This is a genomic window from Bacillus sp. AFS059628 (assembly GCF_002571225.1).
GTDB lineage: Bacteria > Bacillota > Bacilli > Bacillales > Bacillaceae_G > Bacillus_A.
This window is the reverse complement of sequence record NZ_NVEC01000046.1, coordinates 16,331-40,751: the sequence shown is the minus strand read 5'-3', so window position 1 is coordinate 40,751 and position 24,421 is coordinate 16,331. Positions and strand designations below refer to the sequence as shown.

At 32.0% G+C, this 24,421-nt stretch carries 18 protein-coding genes; 17 read left to right on the top strand and 1 reads right to left on the bottom strand.

Going from position 1 to position 24,421, the window contains the following annotated elements:
• On the top strand, nt 1-756 hold a 756-nt coding region (locus COL05_RS15700; RefSeq protein WP_142337530.1), incomplete at its 5' end, for a serine hydrolase domain-containing protein.
• Between the two features lie 562 nt (nt 757-1,318).
• Here the strand turns inward: COL05_RS15700 and COL05_RS15695 are convergent.
• Nucleotides 1,319-2,470: an anion transporter gene (locus COL05_RS15695; RefSeq protein WP_098669296.1), complete on the bottom strand. Its 1,152-nt coding sequence runs from the start codon at nt 2,468-2,470 to the stop codon at nt 1,319-1,321.
• Between the two features lie 958 nt (nt 2,471-3,428).
• On the opposite strand from COL05_RS15695, the gene COL05_RS15690 reads away from it, so the two are divergent.
• From COL05_RS15690 to COL05_RS15600, 16 genes are all read left to right on the top strand, one after another.
• Nucleotides 3,429-4,853, top strand: a complete 1,425-nt coding sequence (locus COL05_RS15690; protein WP_098669295.1) for an alanine/glycine:cation symporter family protein — start codon at nt 3,429-3,431, stop codon at nt 4,851-4,853.
• Between the two features lie 124 nt (nt 4,854-4,977).
• On the top strand, nt 4,978-5,958 hold the full coding sequence (gene glsA / locus COL05_RS15685) for a glutaminase GlsA (protein WP_098669294.1): 981 nt from the start codon (nt 4,978-4,980) through the stop codon (nt 5,956-5,958).
• 233 nt (nt 5,959-6,191) lie between these two features.
• Nucleotides 6,192-7,508 (top strand): sensor histidine kinase, encoded by a 1,317-nt coding sequence (locus tag COL05_RS15680; RefSeq protein WP_098669293.1) that lies wholly within the window; start codon nt 6,192-6,194, stop codon nt 7,506-7,508.
• Between the two features lie 4 nt (nt 7,509-7,512).
• The gene (locus COL05_RS15675) at nt 7,513-8,457 is read left to right on the top strand and encodes a response regulator (RefSeq protein ID WP_000274068.1); all 945 of its coding nucleotides are present in this window, start codon (nt 7,513-7,515) and stop codon (nt 8,455-8,457) included.
• A gap of 675 nt (nt 8,458-9,132) precedes the next feature.
• Nucleotides 9,133-10,707 carry a spore germination protein gene (locus COL05_RS15665; protein WP_142337529.1) on the top strand — a complete coding sequence of 525 codons (1,575 nt, stop codon included), beginning with the start codon at nt 9,133-9,135 and terminating at the stop codon, nt 10,705-10,707.
• A 26-nt stretch (nt 10,708-10,733) separates the two neighbouring features.
• On the top strand, nt 10,734-11,825 hold the full coding sequence (locus COL05_RS15660) for a spore germination protein (RefSeq protein ID WP_098669291.1): 1,092 nt from the start codon (nt 10,734-10,736) through the stop codon (nt 11,823-11,825).
• Nucleotides 11,822-13,015, top strand: coding sequence for a Ger(x)C family spore germination protein (locus tag COL05_RS15655; RefSeq protein WP_098669290.1), 1,194 nt, complete (start codon nt 11,822-11,824; stop codon nt 13,013-13,015). The genes COL05_RS15660 and COL05_RS15655 overlap by 4 nt, the downstream gene beginning before the upstream one ends.
• A gap of 220 nt (nt 13,016-13,235) precedes the next feature.
• Entirely contained in the window at nt 13,236-14,228 is a 993-nt protein-coding gene (locus COL05_RS15650) for a DUF4046 domain-containing protein (RefSeq protein WP_098669289.1), read from the top strand.
• A gap of 91 nt (nt 14,229-14,319) precedes the next feature.
• The gene (locus COL05_RS15645) at nt 14,320-15,564 is read left to right on the top strand and encodes an NAD(P)-dependent malic enzyme (RefSeq protein ID WP_098669288.1); all 1,245 of its coding nucleotides are present in this window, start codon (nt 14,320-14,322) and stop codon (nt 15,562-15,564) included.
• A 167-nt stretch (nt 15,565-15,731) separates the two neighbouring features.
• Nucleotides 15,732-16,079: a DoxX family protein gene (locus COL05_RS15640; RefSeq protein ID WP_098669287.1), complete on the top strand. Its 348-nt coding sequence runs from the start codon at nt 15,732-15,734 to the stop codon at nt 16,077-16,079.
• Between the two features lie 314 nt (nt 16,080-16,393).
• Nucleotides 16,394-17,212, top strand: a complete 819-nt coding sequence (proC, locus tag COL05_RS15635; protein WP_098669286.1) for a pyrroline-5-carboxylate reductase — start codon at nt 16,394-16,396, stop codon at nt 17,210-17,212.
• Nucleotides 17,213-17,412: 200 nt separating this feature from the next.
• Nucleotides 17,413-18,765: a branched-chain amino acid transport system II carrier protein BrnQ5 gene (brnQ5, locus tag COL05_RS15630; protein ID WP_098669285.1), complete on the top strand. Its 1,353-nt coding sequence runs from the start codon at nt 17,413-17,415 to the stop codon at nt 18,763-18,765.
• 274 nt (nt 18,766-19,039) lie between these two features.
• Nucleotides 19,040-20,455 carry an amino acid permease gene (locus COL05_RS15625; RefSeq protein ID WP_098669284.1) on the top strand — a complete coding sequence of 472 codons (1,416 nt, stop codon included), beginning with the start codon at nt 19,040-19,042 and terminating at the stop codon, nt 20,453-20,455.
• A gap of 166 nt (nt 20,456-20,621) precedes the next feature.
• A complete protein-coding gene (locus tag COL05_RS15620; RefSeq protein WP_098669283.1) occupies nt 20,622-21,263 on the top strand; it encodes a nucleotide excision repair endonuclease in 642 nt (213 codons plus the stop codon).
• A 198-nt stretch (nt 21,264-21,461) separates the two neighbouring features.
• Nucleotides 21,462-21,680: a small, acid-soluble spore protein, alpha/beta type gene (locus COL05_RS15615; RefSeq protein WP_098669282.1), complete on the top strand. Its 219-nt coding sequence runs from the start codon at nt 21,462-21,464 to the stop codon at nt 21,678-21,680.
• A 1,252-nt stretch (nt 21,681-22,932) separates the two neighbouring features.
• A complete protein-coding gene (locus COL05_RS15600; RefSeq protein ID WP_098669281.1) occupies nt 22,933-24,162 on the top strand; it encodes a helix-turn-helix domain-containing protein in 1,230 nt (409 codons plus the stop codon).
• Nucleotides 24,163-24,421: the final 259 nt, after the last annotated feature.

Here is a 24,421-nt window from a genome sequence, read left to right as displayed (position 1 = left end):
GGTGTCATTCAAGGAAACGGATATGATGGTAACCAGATTACGATCCGGCAAATATTGAATCATACAAGTGGTATTGCTGACTATATAAATTCAAAAGACTTTGATATTACGGATATAAAAAAATCGTATACGGCTGAAGAATTTGTAAAGATGGGGATTTCTCTTCCACCAGACTTTGCTCCAGGGAAGGGTTGGTCTTATTCAAACACAGGATACGTAATACTGGGGATCCTTATCGAAAAAGTAACAGGAAACAGCTATGCGGAAGAGGTTGAAAATCGGATCATTGAACCGCTTGATTTGTCAAATACATTCCTACCTGGCAATTCAAGCGTGATTCCAGGAACCAAGCATGCCCGTGGATATTTACAACTAGACGGAGCAAGTGAGCTAAAAGACGTTACTTATATTAACCCAGGTAGCTCGGATGGAGATATGATCTCTAATGCTGACGACTTAAACAAATTCTTCTCTTACTTACTCAGTGGCAAATTACTGAAGGAACAACAACTAAAACAAATGCTTACTACTGTTCCTACAGAAAGAGAGGGAACTAGATATGGTCTTGGAATTCTTGAAATTACGCTTCCGAATGGTGTTACGGTATGGGGACACAGGGGTGCTGTTCCAGGGTTTTCCACTTTTGTTGGTGGAACACTTGGAGGAAAACGTACATTTGCTATCAATGCGAACAGTTTAAACATTAATAATCCGGAATTTTTTAAAGATATTTTACTTGCTGAATTTAGCAAGTAGGCAAAAAGGAAAAACGTAAAAATTTTGTCATTTGTAATTTCAATTGGAATGGATTATCGTTTGAAATGAGTATAGAGGGGGTTAAGTATATAGAAACAATCAAACCAATCATGAGAGATGGCTAAGTAAAAGGATTGATTTATACATTGGCCGATTAAAAGAGCAACAGATATAATGAGTGATTAGTATGTATATAGTATTGTATTTGTGTTGGTATCGTCACTGCATTTTAATAAGGAAATGTATTTTCTTTTGAAGCTAAAAAAAATGAGTGCTTTTTAATTTATTAACTTTAGAAATTAAAAATTTTTGTTTTGTTAGGCTGATGGGCATGCTATACGATCTCAAAGCCATTAACCTAATAGATTTATTAATTACATAATAAAAAATGAACTGAATTCTAATAAATAACGTAAAAGCTAAAAGATTTTCGCTTTGGGAACATCTCAAAATATTAAATTGATGGTAACTTTGTTGTATCTCTTTAAACATACCTATATTAAAACCCAAATTTCTCAATTTAATGCTGAGAAATTTGGGTTTTTCTAAAGTAATCAATTTTTTAAAAAATTTTTAGAAATTTAAAGATAAAGTATTGTATACATGTAAGTATGATTAAAAATGAAAAGTTGTAAATGCTAAATTTAATGAAATACGCCTTACTCTCTTTACCATTGGCCTGAATGAATAGTTTATAGGAGATTACACTGGCTAAAGATGCGATAATTGTTCCCAGCCCTCCAATATTTACTCCTAGTAATAAAGCTTTCCAATCAGAAGTAAAGTTTGATAGAAGAATTGAAGTAGGAAAATTGCTAATCAATTGACTCAAAAATATGGAACTAAAGAAGACTGAAGTATCTCCTCTTAAATTAGCGCGAGCGAAGGTCTCCAGCGCATCAGAATGAGAAATGTTTCCAATAAAAATAAAAAAACAGACAAAGGTTATTAGAAGAAAGTAATCAACTTTTAATAGTAAGTTTCTATCTAACGTAAAAGCTGCCATCAGTGTAACTATTAGCGCAATGTAATAATTAATGAAACCAAAAATAGATGCAATGATAGTGATAAGTATCAAAATCCAGATGGTAGCTTTTTTTCGATTCTTCAGGGTAATAACAGGTAGTTCTATTTTTAAATCTGTTTTTTGAAGTTTTTGAGTAAATATAAATAACAAACTAATTCCAAGTACAGCTAAAAGCAGGATTGAACCTAAAAATGGGATGAGCTTAATTCCATAGTAAGAATATAAGTATAAATTTTGTGGGTTTCCCATAGGCATCAAGCTACTACCGATGTTTGCCGCAATTGTCTGCAGGATAATTGTATCCATCATGTTCATTTGTGTTTTTTTACTAATGACAAGTGTTATTGGTACAAAAGTGAGGAGAGCGACATCATTTGTTACAAACATGGAGCAAATAAAGCATAACAAAATTAGAATAATAGATATTGACCTGCTGTTATTGCATTTATTTAAAATCGCAACGGCAAGTTTGTCTAATATCTTTAGCTGTTCCAAGGCCTTAATGGCCACCATTAGATTAAATAAGCTAATTAACACTTCAAAGTTAACATATTCGATCTTTGGCGAATGTATTAAGCAGCTTACAATTGCTAGTATCAGTGAAATGGTAAGTACTAAATCCTTTTTTAAAAATTCCAATTTCATAAGGAGTCTTTTTTTATTTTGAACGAATACTATTTCTTTCACAATACACCACCTGTAATCTATGTTAGTAAATATACGTTTTTGGGGATAACTCGATATTGTTAGAAAAGAGGATGTCATAAGGTCCTAAATAAGAGTTTTGTAATGTTTCATCCCTTCAACAAAATCCTTTTTTTCTTAGTGTCTTTAATGTTGTAAATATGTGCAATATAGACGAACCCAACTAGGGGGATTAATTGAGAAAACAAATGTTTTTTGTATGATACCATAAATAAATTAAATGTTTTATTTTTTAAATATTCTTATAATATCCTGTTGATTCTTGATTTCAAATACTTTATATGAACTTCTAAAAGAGAAAAAATATGCATGTTTTTATGAAGAAAATAGAGGCTTGTCAAAGGTTAGGTAGAACGGAATCCGCGACGTTTGAATTCTGTATAAAATTCACAAAACCTCAGTGTTTTTTAGATGAAAAAACCTTAAAATATTTTTTTGTTTTTATAAAAACCTGTACTTTTTCGTAACATTCTGTACTTTTGATTATAAATTAAAGACAAGCTTCACTTAGTTGAAGATTGAAAGCGCTTCATAGTTTTTCTGTGAATTTTTTACCTAGCCTATTTTTGAGATTAGTAGTGAGAAAGGAGATATTTCCATGTTCTTGAGAAAATTAACAAAAAATCAGTTAATCACTAATGATTATTATGATTTAAATGTAAATCACCGGTAAACGAAACAAACATAATAGTACAACATTAGTGGATAAGAATATTAGTTTTACAGAAGGGGATAGAGCACCGGGTGTATAAACGTGAAGTTCTTCAAAATTTCAGTTTTACAGTTGCATATTGTGATGTTTGCTTAAACAGACCAATCCTATTAGTATAGAAAATTTTTATCCTTGTTGTATTTGAATATGAATGAGGTATTTATGCCAGGGAATATAGGTGATTTTATATAGATTATAATAGATAAATTTTTGGTATGGAGTGATAATATGGAAAGGTTTTTTGTAGATTTAGTTGGATCAACGAATGATTTTTTATGGTCTAAATTGTTAATTATTATGCTTGTAATTTGCGGAATTTATTTTACATTTAAATTGAATTTTGTACAGTTTCGAATGTTAAAAGAGATGGTCCGTGTATTAATGGAGGGAAAAAGTGGTTCTAAAGATCAAATCTCTCCTTTTCAAGCGTTTTGTATTGGTATGGCAGCCCGTGTTGGGACAGGGAATATTACAGGAATTGCGATTGCGATTGCATTAGGTGGTCCTGGAGCTGTATTTTGGATGTGGATTATTTCTATTATTAGCTCGGCCTCCAGTTTTGTCGAAAGCACATTAGCACAGATATATAAAGTAAAAGATAAAACTGGTTTCCGCGGTGGTCCATCCTATTATATGGAAAAAGGGTTGAATAAACGTTGGATGGGAGTACTATTCTCTATTTTAATCACAATTACTTTTGGTCTTGTATTTAATTCAGTACAATCAAATACAGTTACAATTGCTTTTCAAAACTCATTTGGTACAGATCGTCTAACAGTTGGGATAATCATGGCCATTGCTTTCGCTACGATCATCTTTGGTGGTGTACAACGTATTGCAAAAATGGCTGAATACAAGGTGGTATTTTTAGCGGTATTATACATTGGAGTTGCATTATTTGTTGTAGTTACCAACATATCAAAAATGCCGGAAGTTCTTTCTCTTATTGTTCAAAACGCATTTGGTTTTAAACAAATAGCAGGAGGTTCAATTGGTGCAGCACTTATGAATGGAGTTAAACGTGGTTTATTTTCAAATGAAGCTGGTATGGGAAGTGCACCAAACGTTGCTGCAACAGCAACAACAAGTCATCCGGTGAAACAAGGACTGATTCAAGCATTTGGTGTATTAACGGATACACTGATCATTTGTACTAGCACTGCCTTTATTATTTTGCTTTCTGATGCATATAAACAACCGGGGTTAAATGGTATTGCACTTACACAAGCAGCATTAAGTGAACACATCGGTTCTTGGGCATCGGGTTGTCTTGCTATCTTTGTTTTTTTATTTGGATTTGGTGCGTTAATTGGCAACTATTATTATGGTGAAACAAATATTCGCTTCTTACATACAAGTAAAGTGTGGTTAATGATATACAGAATAAGTGTGTTGGCTATGATTGTATTTGGTTCTGTTGCAAAGATCCAAATTGTATGGGATTTAGCGGATTTATTTATGGGCTTTATGGTTATTATTAATTTAATTGCTATTACCTTACTTTCAAAAGTAGCATTTGCGGCGTTACAAGATTATATAAACCAGAAAAAAGCTGGTAAAGATCCTATTTTTTATAAAGAAAACATTAAAGGGCTTGAAAATATTGAATGTTGGGATAGTTATGAGAAAACTTCAAAAAAGAAAAGTGTGTAATAAGAAGGATATTCAGACTGCAATATGTCTGAATATTTTTCTTGGTTCTAGCGCAAATATTATTGATTATAGTAAAGAAAAAATCATTCTATATAAAGTTAATAGTACGGGGGAATATGATTAAATGATAAAGGATTCAAGCGTTCAAGTTGAGGGTCAAGAAAAAGTTTGCTTAGATCAATGGGTAGCTCATTATCGAACGTATGCAGCTAAGGGACAAAGCGCCAGTTATATTCCAGCTCTGGGGGAAATAAATGTATCGCAGTTAGGTATTTGTATAGTAAAGCCAGATGGAACAATGATAAAGTCAGGAGATTGGGAGATACCTTTCACATTACAAAGTATATCAAAAGTAATCGGTTTTATAGCCGCTTGTTTAAGTCACGGTATTTCTTATGTATTAGAACGAGTTGACGTAGAGCCAACTGGAGATGCCTTTAATTCAATTATTCGTTTAGAGATACATAAACCAGGAAAACCTTTTAATCCTATGATTAATGCTGGAGCGATTACGATAGCTTCACTTTTGCCAGGGACATCGGTGCAAGAAAAATTAGAATCTATATACGTATTAATTGAAAAAATGATAGAGAAGCGTCCCGCTATTAATGAAATAGTATTTCAATCAGAATGGGAAACGGCTCATCGTAATAGAGCATTAGCATACTATTTAAAGGAGAACGGTTTTCTAGAATCAGATGTGGAGGAGACACTAGAGGTTTACCTAAAACAATGTTCGATTGAAATAAATACAGAAGATATTGCCTTAATAGGGCTTATACTGGCACATGATGGATATCATCCTATTCGCAAAGAACAAGTGCTCCCTAAAGAAGTAGCTAGGTTAACAAAAGCTTTAATGCTTACTTGTGGAATGTACAATGCTTCTGGAAAATTTGCTGCTTTCATTGGATTACCAGCTAAGAGTGGGGTATCTGGCGGAATTATGACACTTGTTCCCTCAAAATCTAGGAAGGATTTATCGTTCCAAGATGGATGTGGTATTGGTATTTACGGACCAGCCATTGATGAGTATGGGAATAGTTTACCAGGAGTTATGTTGTTAGAACATATTGCAAAAGAATGGGATTTAAGTATATTTTAAAAAGGAGCACAGATATTTTGGTGTTAGAGCGAGTCCAAAAGTGTTCAGACCTTATATTGTGTCTGAACATTTTTGAGTTATAAAGTATCTTTCTAAAGTAGAAGAGTGTAATAAATACTCACAATCTATAATGCTTTCGTTTATATCTTATTTATCAGTTTTTGAAAAAAATAGAGTAAGTATTGTATTAATGCAAATAGGTTTGTATACTGACTGTTAGGCGAAAGTGAGAAGTGATTATTTTGAATCTTAGTAATTTAGTAAAAAAAGACATCTATATTCTCGTTTTAATGATACTTACAGTACCCTTAGTAGGTGAAATAAAGTCATTTCCTTTAAATGAAACATTTAGAATGAGCTTTGGTGCACCAACATTTTTCTTTTTTTTGTTATTGTTTCGACGAATTCCAGCATTTTTACCGGGTTTTTTAACAGCGATAGTCGTGGTAGTATTTCGTATCTCAATGGATGTCATTATAAAGGGAAATATGGATTGGCTAGCCGCTTTTCATACTCACTATCCTAGTTTTTTCTTTTATTTTACTTATTCGTATCTCTTTCATTTAGCAAAAATCAAACGTTTTTATCATCAACCACTCATGATTGGTTTTATTGGTTGCATGATTGAAATACTGTCAGACTGTGTGGAATTAATGATTCAATATTTCGTATTAAAAACATCAATCACATCCGAGGCAATAAATGAGATCATTGTTATCGCATGTTCCCATAGTTTTATAGTTCTAAGCTTTTTCAATATGATGAAATTGTATGAAGCGCAATCAAGGGAGAGACACATAAAAAAACAAAATGAACATATGCTTATGCTCATCTCTAATTTATATGAAGATGCTGTTCATTTAAAAAAAACATTACAAGATGCTGAGAATATAACAAAAAAATCCTATGATTTATATAAAACCTTAGACTCTTTTGAGCATAAACAGATGGATTTTCAGTTTCAGGATTTAAGGCAACAGGCATTACAAATTGCTGGCGAGGTTCATGACGTTAAAAAGGATAACCAACGCATTTTTGCGGGACTTTCAAAACTAATTTCTGATGAAAGTTTTACAGATTATATGTCTGTACATGAACTAGTAAACATCATTATACGGGCAAATACGAAATACGCACGGTTGCTAGAGAAAGACATCCAATTTGTGTATAAAATTGATGGTGTGCATTCTCATTATCATATTTATACCATCTTATCTATTATAAATAATATCGTTACAAACGCTGTAGAAGCTATCCAAAGTATGGGAATCATCACAATTGACATTAATAAAGACCATCATTTTGTTGAATTTCGAGTAGGAGATAACGGTCCAGGTATTTCTTCAAAATATAAAGATTCAATTTTTGAGCCTGGTTTTACTTCTAAATATGATGATTTAGGCAATCCATCGACAGGCATCGGACTATCGTATGTTAAAGAAATGGTCGAACAACTAGAAGGTGATGTTACGCTTGAGGACAGAACCGAAGGAAAAGGATCAATTTTTATAATTAGATTAGGGATTGATCATATAATTTCGAAAGGGTGATTCTATGTATTTTTATATAGTAGATGATGAAAAAGCGGTTCGCTCAATGTTGGCTCAAATTATCGAGGATGAAGATCTTGGAGAGGTTATAGGAGAAGCTGAGGATGGTTTATCTTTAGAGCAACACATGCCAATCCTTAAAAAGATTGACATTTTATTTATCGATTTGTTAATGCCGATTCAAGATGGAATAAAAACAATTCGTCAAATAAAGCCTTCGTTTAAAGGGAAAATCATCATGGTTTCTCAAGTAGAATCAAAAGAGTTAATTGCTGAAGCTTATTCGCTTGGCGTTGAATACTATATTATTAAGCCAATTAACCGGATTGAAGTCTTAACAGTTGTTCGGAAAGTCATTGAACGAATTCGTTTGGAAAAATCGATAAAAAACATTCAAGAATCGCTTAATATGGTATTAAAATTGGATAGTAATTCAAGTGCGCAAGAAAAATACCGTAATGAAAAACATTTAAATACTTTTAATCACTTTCAAAATTCCATTCATTTTCTTTTGTCTGAATTAGGAATAGCCAGTGAAAGTGGAAGTAAAGATTTAATGGATATGCTAGATTATTTATATAAATATGAACAAGATAACACGTTGGAACAAGGTTTTCCCTCACTAAAAGAGATTTTTATGAATTTAGCTCAAAAAAAACTTGGGGATTCAGCTGAAGACGCCGAATTAAAAAGGTTTATAGAAGCTTCCAAACAACGGATTCGGAGAGCAATTTATCAATCATTAAACCATTTAGCTTCCCTTGGACTTACTGATTTTTTAAACCCGAAGTTCGAAAATTATGCTTCTAGATTTTTTGATTTTACTACCGTAAGGAGAAAGATGACAGAATTGAATAATGAACCAACAGTACCTGCTCGTATTGATACGAAAAAATTTATTCAAGTTCTTTATTTTGAAGCAAAACGAATACACTTGGAATTAAGATGATAAACTCTTGCTCATTATTATTTTCAATTAATAGATTGATAGTTGTTTTCATGTATTTGTTTTATATAGTCTTTCTAAGAGAGTAGTTTCCTTTATTTCATATCGGTTTTAAAATCAGAAAATTCCGTATAAATTTGGTAGAAATGTACTAACTTGGAACAAAAGAATATGTATTTTTTACACATTAATATTCATTTAAAAAACGAGTATTTCTAAAATAAAATATAACTACATAGTAAGTTGAATTGAAAAAAAGATGCTATCTTCTAGCATCTTTTTTTCTTTAAGAGAAAATATCATTGATATTTATATTATTTGAAATTCAAATGCAGGCATATAAATAAAGGAAAAGGAGATAATATTTAACAAATTATAATTGGAAATGGTATTTTAGGTCAGAAATGTTTCTAATTAGGTTATTGGTACTAAATAAGCATAATGTCTTGCTTTTCTGCTCTTTAATCTTACAGTTATTTTTTTATTAAGTACATACCGTTCTTTAGAAGTCTCAATCCTAGCAGAGTATATAAATTGGGTGATAAACATGTGGAACATAATAACTTCTTATCTTCCAGATTGGAAAGTCTTTGTACAAGCTTTTATCTTGTTTTTAATACCGTATACTATCTCAAGATTTTTTCATTGGGTTCGTATGTCAGAGAAAGAGTGGGAAGAATGAGTTGGTGGAAGTCAAGAGACAAACAAGTGAATAAAAATAATATTCAAAGTAAAACGAAACAAGAGTATAAACCTTCTCAAAATGCAACCGTTCATTTCACAAATGATTTTGCCTCTAACTTAGAACTTATAAAGCAACAGATCGGACATAATTCTGATGTTCGTTTTCGGAAGTTTAATATTGGACGCACAGATATTCAAGCTGGGATCATTTTTGTTGATGGTCTATCAGATAAAGAGATCATTGACAAACACATTATGAAGTTACTAATGGATGATTTTTCTGATGAATATAAAAATGAATCTTCTTATGTGGAGGGGACTGTTTCAAAAGAATATATTAAAAATAAAGTTCTTACAATTAGTGAAGTAGCAGAAGTCCATTACATAAAAGATTTGATATCCAAAGTATTGATAGGTTCAACAGCTCTCTTAATTGATGGTTTAGCAGATGTGTTTATTCTTGGTACAACAAAAGCAAATAAACGAAACATTGAAGAACCAGTATCAGAGGCATTAGTCAGAGGGCCACGGGTCGGTTTTACTGAAGTATTAAGTGATAATACCTCACTTTTGCGACGGCATTGTGCGGATGAGAACTTATCATTAGTAAAGCTACCAGTAGGAGAACGTGCAAAGAAAGAGTTAGTTATCGCATTTATTAAAGATCTTGCTAGTATAGAATTGGTGGAAGAAATAAAAATTAGAATTCAGAAAATTGACATAGATAGTGTACTCGAATCTGGTTATATAGAGCAACTCATTGAAGATAATTATCTCAGTCCTTTTCCGCAGATTCAAAATACAGAACGACCTGATCGTGTTATTAGTGCTTTGATGGAAGGTCGAGTAGCTATTTTGTTAGATGGAACACCATTTGTTTTAATTGCTCCAGTTACATTTAGTTTGCTGCTGCAATCACCAGAAGATTATTATGAAAGGTGGCTTCCTGGTACGCTTCTCCGCTTATTACGCTTCATGACAGCTTTTGTTTCATTATTTGCTCCAGCACTGTATATTTCTTTTATTTCATTTCATCCAGGATTAATTCCCACTAAGCTCGCTATTTCTATTATCGGATCGCGAGAAGGAGTTCCTTTTCCCGCTTTAATAGAAGCGTTAATTATGGAAGTAGCTATCGAAGTTTTGCGAGAAGCAGGTTTACGTCTGCCTAAACCGATTGGACCTGCAATGGGAATTGTGGGCGGTTTAATAATTGGTCAGGCTGCCGTAGAAGCAGGAATTGTTAGTCCAATAATGGTTATCGTTGTTGCGGTAACAGCTATTTCTTCTTTTACTATTCCGCAATATAGTGTGGGAATTACGTTACGCATTCTTCGTTTTATAGCTATGTTTTGTGCTGCGATATTTGGCTTGTATGGAGTTATTCTCTTCTTTCTTTTACTTTGCAGTCATTTAGTGAAACTGAAAAGTTTTGGCATTCCTTATACCAGCCCTGCTGTTCCATATCGATTTAGTGACTGGAAAGATTTTATGGTTCGCATGCCATTAAAAATAATGAGACGTCGACCGAAAATAATGCATACTAAAAAAACTATCCGCAAACGGTAGCTGATGACGAAAGGAAGTGGCCTTCAGTGATTACTGAACCTAAAGACCGAATAACAACTTCGCAAGCAGTTGTTATTATTGTAAATTACATACTTGGAACAGGAATCCTCACTCTGCCCAGAGCATCTGTGGAAAAAGTGAAAACACCAGATGTATGGCTAAGTGTGATATTAGGTGGGATACTCGCAATGGTTTCAGGAGTAATTATGGTCAAATTAAGTCAGCAGTTTCCAAATAAAACATTTTATCAATACAGTCAAGATATTGTAGGGGAATGGATAGGCAGGTTTCTTAGTTTTCTTATTATAGGGTATTTTCTTACAACCTCAGCATTTCAAATTCGTTCAATGGCAGAAGTAATAAGCTTTTTTTTGCTGGAAGGAACTCCTACATGGGCCATTATTATGCCTTTTATGTGGATAGGTCTCTATTTGATTATGGGTGGTATTAACTCGATTGCACGGATGTTTGAAATAATATTTCCTATTACTTTTTTTATTTTTTTACTCATTTCCTTTATGAGTATCGGAATATTCGAGATAGATAATCTCCGTCCCGTATTGGGTTTGGGGATTAAACCAGTGTTAGATGGGATAAAAACAACGTCTCTCGCATATACAGGTCCTGAAATTATGTTAATTCTTTTGGTATTTATGGAACAACGAAATAAAGCAGTAAAAGCTATTTTATTTGGAATTTCTATTCCGTTAATCTTTTATGTAATAACTGTTGTAATGGTCATTGGTGCATTATCAATTGATGGAGTTGTAACAAGAACATGGCCGACAATTGACCTTATGCGCAGTTTTGAAATTTCTGGATTGATATTTGAACGTTTTGAATCTTTACTGCTTGTAATATGGATTATGCAAATATTTGCTACCTATACGATTAGTTATTATGCAGCTGCATTAGGATTAGCGCAACTCTTTAAAAAGAGTATTCATCCGCTTATTTTTGCTTTGATTCCAATCATTTACATCATTGCTATGACTTCGAAAAATATAAATGACTTGCTTAAATTGGGGGATATGCTCGGTAATGCTGCTTTATTTTTATTTGGTTTACTGCCACTGCTTCTTCTTATTATTACGCGATTAAAAGGAGGAGTAGTGTGAAAAATAAATTTAATTATATGCGGTTCTATTTGGCTTTGTTATGGACGCTTTTGCTTCTATTTTTAACAGGATGTTGGAGTAGTAAAGAAGTAGAAGAGTTGAGTTTAACTGCAGGTATAGCACTAGATAAAGGGAAGGATTCAACAATTGAGAAAGAGGATGAGGAAGGAGGTTATCCTAAAAGAAATCTTATAACAGCTACTTATCAAATTGTTAGTTCGCAAGCACAAAGTAAAGGAAATGGACAACAAAAACGTTATATAAATGTTTCTGAGACCGGTGATTCCATTCATCAAATTGTTCGTGAGTTTTCATTGAAAAGAGAGAGCACAATGTTCAGCCCACATTTAAAAAACATTGTTATTAGTGATAGTCTTGTACGTACATACAGTTTAGAACAATTACTTGAACAGTATCTCCGTGACAATGAAGTTCGGCTTAGCTGTATGCTCTTAATTAGCAAGGGTTTAGCGAAGGAGGTATTGGAATCAAACAAAAAAGGAGAAATCCCAGCATTTCGTTTGTCTGGAATTGCAGATAATAGAAATAGAACAACAAGGATTTTACCTCCTGTATCGCTTGCTAAATTGGAAGGAAAGATGCGGTCAGAGTCCAGTTTTCTTTTGCAAAATGTAATCTCGATAAAAGGGGAAACAAAATTTGCAGGAGCTGCTGTAATTAAAGGGAAGACAAAAAAGTTGATGGGCTTTTTAAATGAACAGGAATTGGAAGGAGTAGTATGGATAAACGGAAAAAGGAATGGTGGTGTGGTAAAAACTTTTGATAAAGAATCAAAGAAACTCATTATATACGAAATAAAGTCAATAAAAAGCAAAATCATACCACATGTTAATGGAAATAATATTTCCTTTGATGTAAACATTGAATCAGAAGGACGTTTGTCTGAAAATTGGATGCAATCAGGAAAAAAATTTAAAAATAAATTTTTAAAAAAGGAAGAAAAAGCTATTGAAAAAGAAGTAAGGCACTTAGTACATCATGTTACAAAAAAAATGCAAAAAGAATATCAAGTCGATATTGCGGGTTTTGGCAACCAATTAAGAATTAAACACCCAAGAACATGGGAGAAAGTCAAAAAAGATTGGGATCAAACATTTAGTAAAGTACCGATTAAATATCATATAAATGTAACTATACAAGATTATGGAGCGTCAAGTTTAAAACGATGAGACGTCTCAATTGACCTTATATTTACACAAAAACAAAAAGTTACAAAANNTTTTGTAACTTTTTGTTTTTTTATGTCCTTCTTATTATAAATTAAAGAAATGATTTTACCTTATACGTTTTTTTGCGTTATAAAAGTAGATCACAATAGTTACTATTGGCTTTTTATTTAACGTTAGGAAAGAGGAATCGTTATATGTCTTGAATAGGAGGGAGTTTGAAGTGCAAGCGAAAGCAGTGCAAATAGAAGAAATCTATCAAGAAATATTAGAAGGTAAAAGAAGTAGGTTTCCACCGAGTACATGGAAAGAAGATAGCAATAGAGAGCTATCTAAAAGGGTCACAAAATATTTAATTGAAACAATTTTAAAATGGAATGAAGAGAATATTAAACAAAAATGGAATACGTCTATAATTATAAAATATCGATTACTCGGCGCGCTCAAACATAGTTATGATAACAGTCCATATAAGATGATTGAAGACTTATATCCTAATAGATTTAAAGAGTGGGAGTTTGGTATGGCACCACTAAATTTTTGGACTAAAGAAAAAGCTCTTGAAGCATTAAAATGGACTGTTGAAGAAAAAGAAAAGCTAAGTAAAGTAGAACTACTCAAATTCTATAGTAAAAAATGGTTAGAGAAAAATAAACTCAGTGCACCATTAGTTATGTATTGGAATGGTAGCCCATATGCAATGATAAATTCTTTATATCCTAATAAATTTAAAGAGTGGGAATTTAGTATGACTCCTAACAAGTTTTGGACTAAAGAAAAAGCATTGGTAGCATTAAGGTGGACTATTGAAGAAAAAGAAAAATTAACTTCTTTTCAATTATTACAAGTTTACAGTGTAAAATGGCTTACTATTCATAAATTAATTTCTCCTTGTCAAATATTCTGGAATAACAGTCCGTACGCCATGATCAACGAATTATATCCTGGTCAAAATAAAGAATGGGAATATAAATTCACACCTACCGGATTTTGGACTAAAAAAAAAGCATTAGAGGCGCTGAAGTGGACTATTGAAGAAAAAGAAAAACTAACAGAGGGGCAATTACTATCTATTTACACACAAAGATGGTTAATTAAACATAAGTTATGGACACCATTAAGAAGATATTGGAAGGGAAGTCCATACAATATGTTAAATACTTTATACCCCAATCGTTATGCAAAAGATATGTTAAAAGGTTATAAAAATAAATAATGATTATATTAGAAGTCTTACTTATATCATGCAATATCAAGTTTAAGATAGAGTTAATGAACTCTTAACTTAATTATAGGAGCGAAATTATATGTCACCTTTACGAGATGAAACATTAAAAATGCATAAAGAAAAACAAGGGAAGATTGGTGTTTATTCTAAAGTTAAAGTACAAAATTCAACAGATTTAAGTCTCGCTTACTCGCCAGGTGTTGCTGAGCCATGCTTAGAGATTTATAAAGATGAAAGCAAAGTATATGATTATACAATGAAAGGGAATCTAGTTGGCGTTATATCTGATGGAACTGCAGTATTAGGTCTTGGGAATATTGGGCCTAAAGCAGCTATGCCAGTGATGGAGGGGAAAGCTTTACTTTTCAAATCATTTGCTGAGATCGATGCTTTCCCTATTTGTTTAAACACTAATAATCCGGATAAGATTGTTGAGGTTGTTAAATTATTAGAACCAAATTTTGGCGGGATAAACTTAGAGGATATTGCAGCACCTCAATGCTTTGAAATTGAGGAGCGCCTAAGAAAATCTTGTGATATTCCTGTTTTCCATGATGATCAACACGGTACAGCTATTGTAACGATTGCTGGCCTAATTAATGCACTTAAGTTAATAAATAAAAAAATTGAAGATGTGCAAATCGTTGTAAATGGCGCTGGTGCTGCTGGGATAGCCATTGTTAAGTTGTTACTCCATATGCATGTGAAAAATGTTATTTTGTGTGACACAAAAGGGATAGTATATGAACAGCGACCAATTGGAATGAATGCGCTTAAAGAAGAAATAGCTCGTATTACAAATATAGAACAGAAGCGGGGAACATTAGCAGAGGCCCTTATTGATGCTGATGTATTTATTGGCGTATCAGCTGCAGATGTAGTTGATGAGGGTATGGTTCGTTCTATGAATCATAATCCTATTATTTTTGCCTTGGCTAACCCTACACCTGAAATTATGCCTAATAAAGCAAAAATAGCAGGAGCACTAGTAGTTGGTACAGGACGTTCTGACTTTCCTAATCAAGTAAATAATGTATTAGCTTTCCCCGGAGTTTTTCGTGGAGCTTTAGATGTACAAGCAAAAGAAATTAATGAAGAAATGAAGCTAGCAGCTGTTTATGCAATAGCTGAGTTAATTTCAGAAGAAGAGCTTCATGTCAACTATGTCATTCCAAATCCGTTTGATCCTAGGGTGGTGCCACATGTAGCATATGCTGTCGCACGTGCTGCAGTGGAAACCGGTGTTTCAAGAAAAAATATCAACATGTCTGAAATTAAGAACAATCTATTCAGGTTAACAAAAGAGGTAAATATATTAAAATAAATATTTTTCTTAAGAAAATATTATGTAGTAAAGGTTATCTACTTAGTTCTTAGCGTATAAAAAGTTAAATTATGTATATCTCCCTTTCAGATATTGGTAAAACGCATATATTTATTCCTTGTGAAGTATGAAAATTAACAAAGTATTAAAAGGAGCGAGTTTAAAAGATGATTGTTCTTCAGGTAGTTTTAGCAATTTTTATTGTAGTAGGGGGATTCATAAAAATTTTCCGTATATCTTTTCAGGTAGAACATTGGCAACAATATCAATATTCATTATGGTTTATGTCTATAATTGGTTTTGTTGAAATTGTTGGAGCAATAGGTATAATCGGTGGTATTTGGAATCAATACTTAGCGATAGGAGCAAATACATTATTAGCAGTTCTCATGGTCGGAGCCATTCATGCTCATATGTTTCGAGCAAAACAATCTATTTTAATGGCAATTCCTGCATTACTTTGTTTCATACTATCTACGGCGATAATTATTTGGAATTTAAATACATTTTATTAAGCTTAACCACAAGTTGTTAAAATAAGTAATTTTTAGAGGGATATGTAAGCTCTGTTTAAAATAGTGAATAGTTAAAGAATATTAATTCAAAAAATTATCATCATTTTACTCTTGTTTTTAATAGTTCTATGAATAGAAAGTTTCTTCATTTTTTTTATGCATGCTTGTAAACGACATACGAAAACATAACTCATTATAGGAAGGAGAATTTTTTAAATTCTATTGATAAAACCAGTAATTGTAATAGCCCTTATTTAGAATAATAATTTCAAAATCAATAAAGTTTAGAATAGAAGGAGCAAGATCAAATTATTATGAATAAACAAATAGGATTTATCGGATGTGGAAACATGGGTATTGCTATGATAGGTGGAATGATTAATAAAAATATAGTGTCTCCAAATCAAATAATTTGTTCAGATTTAAATGTCAGTAATTTAAAAAATGCTAGTGATAAATATGGCATAACTATAACTACTAACAATAATGAAGTCGCTAACGGTGCCGACATTTTAATTTTATCAATTAAACCAGACTTATACACATCGGTAATTAACCAAATAAAAGACCAAATAAAAAATGATGTAATTGTTGTAACTATTGCTGCAGGAAAAAGTATTAAGAGCACTGAGAATGAATTTGATAGAAAGTTAAAGGTTATTAGAGTAATGCCTAATACACCGATACTTGTTGGGGAAGGAATGTCTGCATTATCTTTTAATGAAATGGTTACAGAAAAAGATATAAAAGAGGTACTAAATATATTTAATAGTTTCGGCCAGACGGAGGTCGTAAATGAAAAACTAATGGATGTTGTTACATCTATTAGTGGTTCTTCTCCAGCATATGTGTATATGTTTATAGAAGCCATGGCAGATGCTGCTGTACTTGACGGTATGGCGAGAAAACAAGCTTATAAATTTGCGGCTCAGGCTGTATTAGGTTCTGCAAAAATGGTATTGGAAACGGGAGTACATCCAGGTGAATTGAAGGATATGGTTTGTTCTCCCGGCGGAACGACGATAGAAGCTGTAGCAACACTAGAAGAAAAAGGTTTAAGAACAGCTATCATTTCAGCAATGAAACGTTGTACGCAAAAATCTATGGAAATGTCTCGTTTAACTAGTAAGTGAGAGGCTTTGTTTAGACGTAACTTCACATCCCTTAATGTAAGCTGTTATTTTAATTTAAAAGCTTGTTGCTATTCTCTTATAGGGAGCGGGGTCATACATTGCCTTTCGTAACGGTGCTCTAGGCTGGAATAAACTATATTAATATATAAATTATGGGGAAAATAAAGAGCGTATACAAATGTGTAATCGGAGGAGTTGTTATGTCAAATAAAGTTCCTACTTCCTTTATCATTATTATAGGATTGATGCTGTTTGCATTGTTTTTTGGAGCAGGAAATTTAATTTTTCCACCTATGCTTGGTCAAATGGCTGGAAAAAATGTATGGATAGCTAATGCAGGATTTTTAGTTACTGGAGTTGGTTTACCGTTGTTAGCAATAACAGCATTTGTCTTTTCAGGTAAAAGTGATTTGCAATCTTTAGCTAGTCGTGTGCATCCGGTGTTTGGTATTGTATTTGCGATCGTTCTCTATCTAGCAATTGGTCCCTTTTATGCTATCCCTAGATCTGGAAATGTCTCATTTGAAATTGGAATTAAACCGTTTTTATCAAATGATGCAGGTCCTGTTGCATTAACTGTATTTACAATCTTATTTTTCACAGTTACATGCTTATTATCCCTTAATCCTACAAAAATTATTGATGTAGTTGGAAAAGTTTTGACTCCTATCAAATTGACTGTTATTGGGATTCTCGTAGTCGTTGCTTTTATTCACCCAATTGGAAGAATTCAAGCACCTATTGAAGTGTACGTATCAGATGCATTTTTTAAAGGTTTTCAACAAGGATATTTAACATTAGATGCTCTTGGAGCTTTTGTTTTTGGAATCATTATTGTGAATGCAATTAGAGAAAAAGGAGCTACGACTAAAAAGCAACTTATGATTGTTTGTGTAAAAGCTACGGCTATTGCTGCTACACTCTTAGCTCTTATTTATACTGCCCTTTCCTATATGGGCGCTTCTAGTGTAGAAAAACTAGGTCGTGTAAATAATGGGGCTGAAGTTTTAGCAAAAGTTTCGGACTATTACTTTGGTTCGTATGGTGCAATTTTCTTAGGTGTAATGATTATAGTAGCATGTTTAATCACAAGCGTAGGACTTATCACTGCTTGTTCTTCTTTTTTTCATAAATTATTTCCAAAGATTTCTTACAAAAAACTTGCCATTATTTTGTCTGTTTTCAGTACACTAGTTGCGAATATAGGATTAACACAATTAATTAAGATTTCAATCCCTGTATTAATAACTATGTATCCAATTGCTATTAGCTTAATATTCCTAACATTTTTACATTCTGTATTCAATGGTAGATTTGAAGTATATCAAGGGAGTTTGATATTGACATTTATTTTTAGTTCGTTAGATGGATTAAAAGCTACCGGAATAGAAAGCGAAATAATCAATAATTTTTTTGAGCATTTTCTTCCTTTATATAGTGTAGGTTTAGGGTGGGGGGTTCCGGCTATTATAGGCGGTGTATGTGGGTATATTGTTAGTATATTACGGAAGAAAAATACCGTAAGTTGTAGTGAAACTCAATTAAATAAATAAATTCTTTTTGTTTATCATACCATTATCGGGGACACAAAACTAATTATCCATTTGAAATGACAAAATCTTTTATTTATATTTTTGGAGATAAATTGAATGGGCTATAACACATTATAGCTGATGTTTGTTGAACATTGGAGGAAAGAGAAAAAATAGAATGTTTCAAAATTATTTAACGTAAAAGAAATATTATAAGACTATGTAATAACTAAATAAATTTATATACAACAATAACGAGAAGAACAAACCTTATTTTAAAGGGGATACAGAGAATATGAGTAAGTTATTAAAAAAGAAATCCGTTACAAAATTGTTAGAGCATAATCAAAGCAAGACCTTAACGAAAACATTAGGAGCATTTGATTTAATTATGTTAGGGGTAGGCTCGATAGTTGGAACGGGCGTTCTTGTGTTAACTGGATTAGTTGCAGCAAGAGATGCTGGTCCAGCAGTTATTTTTTCATTTGTACTTGCAGCAATTATATGCGGATTTATAGCATTATGTTACGCGGAAATTGCTTCTACACTCCCGGCGTCTGGTAGTGTATATACATACTCATATGCAACAATTGGTGAGTTTGTTGCTCATCTAGTAGGTTGGTCATTGCTGTTAATATATATCGTGGCAACAGCGGCTGTCGCTGCTGGATGGACAGGCTATTTCCACAATTTAATAAAGGGATTTGGATTAGAGATACCTAAAGCTCTAGTAACGATTCCTTCGCATGGTGGTATGGTAAATCTACCAGCAGTAATTATTACATTAATATTAGCATGGATGTTATCCCGTGGTACGAGGGAAAGTAAACGAATCAATAATATAATGGTATTGATTAAAATTGGTATGATTTTATTGTTTATTACAGTTGGTATATTCTATGTAAAACCAACGAACTGGATACCAATTGCACCATACGGTTTAAGTGGGATTTTTACGGGTGGAGCAGCTATTTTATTCGCTTTCACGGGTTTTGATATATTAGCAACTTCAGCAGAAGAAGTAAAAGATCCGAAACGTAATCTTCCCATCGGTATTATTGCATCATTAATCATATGTACAATTATTTATGTTATGGTATGCCTTGTTATGACAGGAATGGTTTCCTATAAAGAATTAAATGTTCCTGAGGCAATGGCTTATGTAATGGAAGTGGTAGGACAAGGGAAAGTCGCTGGTACAATTGCTGCAGGTGCTGTAATTGGCCTTATGGCTGTTATTTTTTCAAATATGTATGCGGCAACACGAGTATTCTTTGCAATGAGTCGTGATGGATTGTTACCGAAATCATTTGCGAAAGTTAATAAGAAAACTGGAGCACCCACTTTTATAACTGGATTGTCAGGAATAGGGAGTTCTATAATAGCTGGGTTTATTGATTTGAAAGAATTGGTTAATTTAGTTAATATCGGTAGTTTGGTGACATTTGCGTTAGTTTGTCTATCAGTTATTATTCTCCGTAAATCACACCCAAATTTAAAACGTGGATTTATGGTACCTTTTGTACCTGTATTACCAAGTGTTTCAATTGTTTGTTGTGTGTTTTTAATGCTAAATTTACCGTTGAGAACATGGATGTACTTTAGTATTTGGATTACTATTGGGGCGGTCATATATTTCTTTTATTCGATAAAACACAGTAATTTAAATAAGGAAACGATCTCGAAATTACATGATAAAATTGCGAGATAATAATGATAGAAAATTTTATTAATAATCATATTGATAGTTGAGTAACATAGAAACAGTTTTTTGACATTTAGCAAGAAATAAAATGAAAAATCCTAGGACAGCTGAGTGCATTTTTTAGAAACTTTGCCTGTTTTTCATGATTTAAAACTAATAAGGAGAGGAAAGTATGAGTGAATTGCATTTTATGAGTCTAGAAGAACTGGATAATGAATTAGAAAAAGATGACAGTGGTATTTATTTTATTAAAGATTATAATGACAATATTATTTATATAGGCAAGGCTTTTAGTATAAAAAGTAGAGTATTAGCTCATTTTAATAGTTATTCCAATATTAAGGAATATGTACATTTATTTAATAAAGTAGCGTATCTCATTGAAGATAGTTTGTTAAAACGCTCATTGTTACAAGTTACTTATATGATTAAATATAAACCAGTATTAAACAAAGAAGTCCAAAAAGAATTCCCAGAGTTATATACTCAATACATTAAGCAAACAAATAAAAAATCCATGTTGTTAGAAATGGATGAAGCTAAAGAAAAAAGGGATGAGTTAAAGAATAGATTAGTAAAATTAGTAGGCGGAAAAACTATGTTTTATGACATAATTTCTCTGTTAAACAATGGATATAACTATCATGTTCTCGCAAAAGTATTGAGCATAGAACTTCAAACTTTAATTATAATGAAAGAACACCGAAATAAATTCCCGATACCACATAATTATAAGAGGACAATAAAACATCAAGATATAATGTATGCTTTATCTGGAAAAAAGAATTTAAGTACTTCAAGGTTAAACACTTAACTTTAAAGTAGTAAATTAGTTGCTTTTGTAGATTTTATTGTCATATTGAAATGCAATGTACATTTATGTTTCAAATTTAATTGGTGGCATAAGGGGAGGGAAAGGGTTCTCATAAAAATATTAGAAGAAATTAGGTTACTCATGCATAAATAGCATAATTAGGCACATGTTATTTATAAATATATTGGAAGTGCAATTATAAATATTCAAAGATACGAAAATAATACAAATGAAATTCTTACTTCTGCTACTACAAGTACTATTGAGCAAATGAAGTATGAAATTGCTTTTGAACTAGGAGTCACACCGGGACCTGATACATCATCATCTGGAAATGGTTCGATCGGTGGAGAGATTACAAAACGCTTATTTCGAATGCCTGAAAAACAGTTAACAGGTCAATACAGATTACACTAAGAAAATAATCCGTATACATACGGATTATTTTTCCTTTAATTTACAAAAAAAATAAATTTTGAAATTGAAAAAACCTCTCAGATTCCTTTGTAATAACCTTTTGTAGTTGTGTTAATGGAATAGGTATCGAAAGATAATTAATTCAATATGGATGATGTATGGGCCGTTAAAAGAGTTTTGGTATTGTTTGTAATTTTAATTCCATGATACTTAAGCTGCTATAATAAAAAAAAATATGTCTAAATCGATATAAAGGAATAATTATCAAGTGATATTTCTTTTTTATAGAATAAGTAAAAACTGATATTGTAGTAATTACTGTTTTGAGGTCAATTTACTGTGCACCTTAATTATTGAAGTTTTTTTGTTGATTAACAACTATTGTATTTGGAAATGAATAATAAGTTTATCCCGCTATTTGTGGGAAGTAAGACCCCTACCTCAAAATTTAGCGGAAGCAAAGAAGTTAGNNGTGGGGGATGAACAAAACCCCCACTGATTAAAGTTTCACTTTATGTGATGCGGTAATAAAACTATCTAGTTTGCTCTTCTTAGTATTTGTAAAGTATATATATTTTTTCCTCTTTTGTGGAAAGTAAAACTAATGTTGCGACTAGTTATAAAAATTTTGGGTATTCCATTCGTTTTTTATTCTTATTTTTTGTTGAGGAAAAGACCTTTCTCTCAATTAAATGTTTAATTGAGTACTTGAATTTCCTACACCTTGTATTTTTCAAAGCATAGTGCTTCAAAAATAGCCTTATCACTTTCAGCTGTTTCCAATTTCATGACTTCGTTATTATCTTTTTTAAATTTGGAACGAAGTGGTTTTTCAGTTTCATATTTAAATTAGCAGTATTTATTTTTTGAATTCAATTTGTATAAGTGATTGAATTGGAACTTTGACTGTTGTTTCTTGCGGTGATACAGTACCTCCTGTAACTTTCGCTGCATTTTAAACCTCTTTCCAGCTTGGTCCTCGCATTGACTACCACTGTATTTTGTAGTATTTCACTGTTTTCTCAAGTTCAATAATTATATCTTGTAGAATTAAGAAAAGAACTTAGTGTATTTCATTTACTTATCTACTCTGATATTTAGATGCTAACTACAATTAAATAATATATGATTTTTATAAAAAAGATATAGTAATATTTTGTTGTGAATTGTACTAATTTGATATTTTATAGTATTATTTGTCGTGAATTATATATAACAGAATATATTTTATGGATCTATAAAGGAGAATGTAATGAATACTTCCATCGATATACAACACTTGTGTGATCTTGCACATAAAGCATTTAATGCCCCTGTGCATATTTTATCTGTAGACAGAAAAATTTTATATCATTCTACATCTGATAATGTTTGTAGTCCTTTTTATTCTTCAAAAGAAGAACATCTTACTGATATTTATCAAGAAAATGATCCCTGTAACTTGCCACTTTTCCGAAGTAACAACTATCTTGAAAATTTTGTTCTAATTCATATAGAAAATCATGATGATATTAAAGGGACTATTATAATCGGTCCTACTATACATCCAAAAGATTCAGATGATATGATCATAAAATTTCAGAAAGAATTTAAATCAAATGATAACATTCAAGAAAGACTTGCCTATTATCAGTGTTTATCTGAGATTAAAAAAACTACATTAATTGATATGGGAATTTTATTACATTACATGATTTTCAATGAAAAGTTAGATGTAGATATTGTTTTGGAAAAAAATAAAGTACTAGAGGAAGTTCCTAATAAAATTGTGAAACCTGATTTATATATATTAAAACGCCGACAAAACAAACCTAAAACTCACAATATGGCATTAGTAAATGATTTCTTTTCGACTATCAAAGAAGGAAATAAAAAAAAGTTAATACAGTATATGTATGCGGTTTCGCAAGAAGATGTTGAACTTATGCTAATAGAGGATCCGCTCAGGAATCAAAAAAACCTTGGAATTATTGCGATTACCTTAGCCACTCGATATGCAATAGAAGGAAACCTGCCACCAGATATTGCTTTTGCTCATAGTATTTTATATATACAAACCTTAGAACAATTAGATAATGTAGAATCTGTAAAGCGATTGTCAGGGGACGCTTTACGTACCTTTGCAGATCGTGTGAAAGAATACAATGCAAAAAAGTATTCTTACGCGGTTACTACATGTATAAAACATATTAATAAAAATGTTTACGATGGAATATCTCTGAATGAACTTGCTAATCATTTAGAAATTACGCCTACTTATCTGTCTAAACTATTTAAAAAAGAAATGGGAATCACTTTAAGCGAATATATTCAAAGGGAACGAGTGGAAGAAGCAAAAAAATTATTAACACTCACTACTTATTCGTTATCAGATATCTGTGCTTGGCTTAACTTTAATGACCAAAGTTATTTTATAAGAGTTTTCAAAAAAATCACTAGCATGACTCCTAGGCAGTACCGTGAAAAATATACAATAATATAAGCTTGTTACCTGCTGTCTACAATGTAAAGACTTAAAGATGGGTATAAGTATCCCGAAAAATGAAAATACACTAACCATTATTTTGCTAAAGGAAACAAAAAGACAGAAGGCTGCAAAGTGCTCCAAGGAAACTTTGCAGCTTTTTTGTAATTTAAAACCTATGTTTATAACGATGATAAGTTTATAGACTAATATCTTCATAATGAATATTTGTTAATGGTGATATTAGGATGTTTTGTGGAAAAATCAACAATATAAC

Bases quoted from the DNA above. Each gene is read 5' to 3' on its own strand.
- COL05_RS15690 (WP_098669295.1), top strand. From the start codon at position 3,429: ATGGAAAGGTTTTTTGTAGATTTAGTTGGATCAACGAATGATTTTTTA.
- glsA (WP_098669294.1), top strand. From the start codon at position 4,978: ATGATAAAGGATTCAAGCGTTCAAGTTGAGGGTCAAGAAAAAGTTTGC.
- COL05_RS15675 (WP_000274068.1), top strand. From the start codon at position 7,513: ATGTATTTTTATATAGTAGATGATGAAAAAGCGGTTCGCTCAATGTTG.
- COL05_RS15665 (WP_142337529.1), top strand. From the start codon at position 9,133: ATGAGTTGGTGGAAGTCAAGAGACAAACAAGTGAATAAAAATAATATT.
- COL05_RS15645 (WP_098669288.1), top strand. From the start codon at position 14,320: ATGTCACCTTTACGAGATGAAACATTAAAAATGCATAAAGAAAAACAA.
- COL05_RS15640 (WP_098669287.1), top strand. From the start codon at position 15,732: ATGATTGTTCTTCAGGTAGTTTTAGCAATTTTTATTGTAGTAGGGGGA.
- proC (WP_098669286.1), top strand. From the start codon at position 16,394: ATGAATAAACAAATAGGATTTATCGGATGTGGAAACATGGGTATTGCT.
- brnQ5 (WP_098669285.1), top strand. From the start codon at position 17,413: ATGTCAAATAAAGTTCCTACTTCCTTTATCATTATTATAGGATTGATG.
- COL05_RS15625 (WP_098669284.1), top strand. From the start codon at position 19,040: ATGAGTAAGTTATTAAAAAAGAAATCCGTTACAAAATTGTTAGAGCAT.
- COL05_RS15620 (WP_098669283.1), top strand. From the start codon at position 20,622: ATGAGTGAATTGCATTTTATGAGTCTAGAAGAACTGGATAATGAATTA.
- COL05_RS15600 (WP_098669281.1), top strand. From the start codon at position 22,933: ATGAATACTTCCATCGATATACAACACTTGTGTGATCTTGCACATAAA.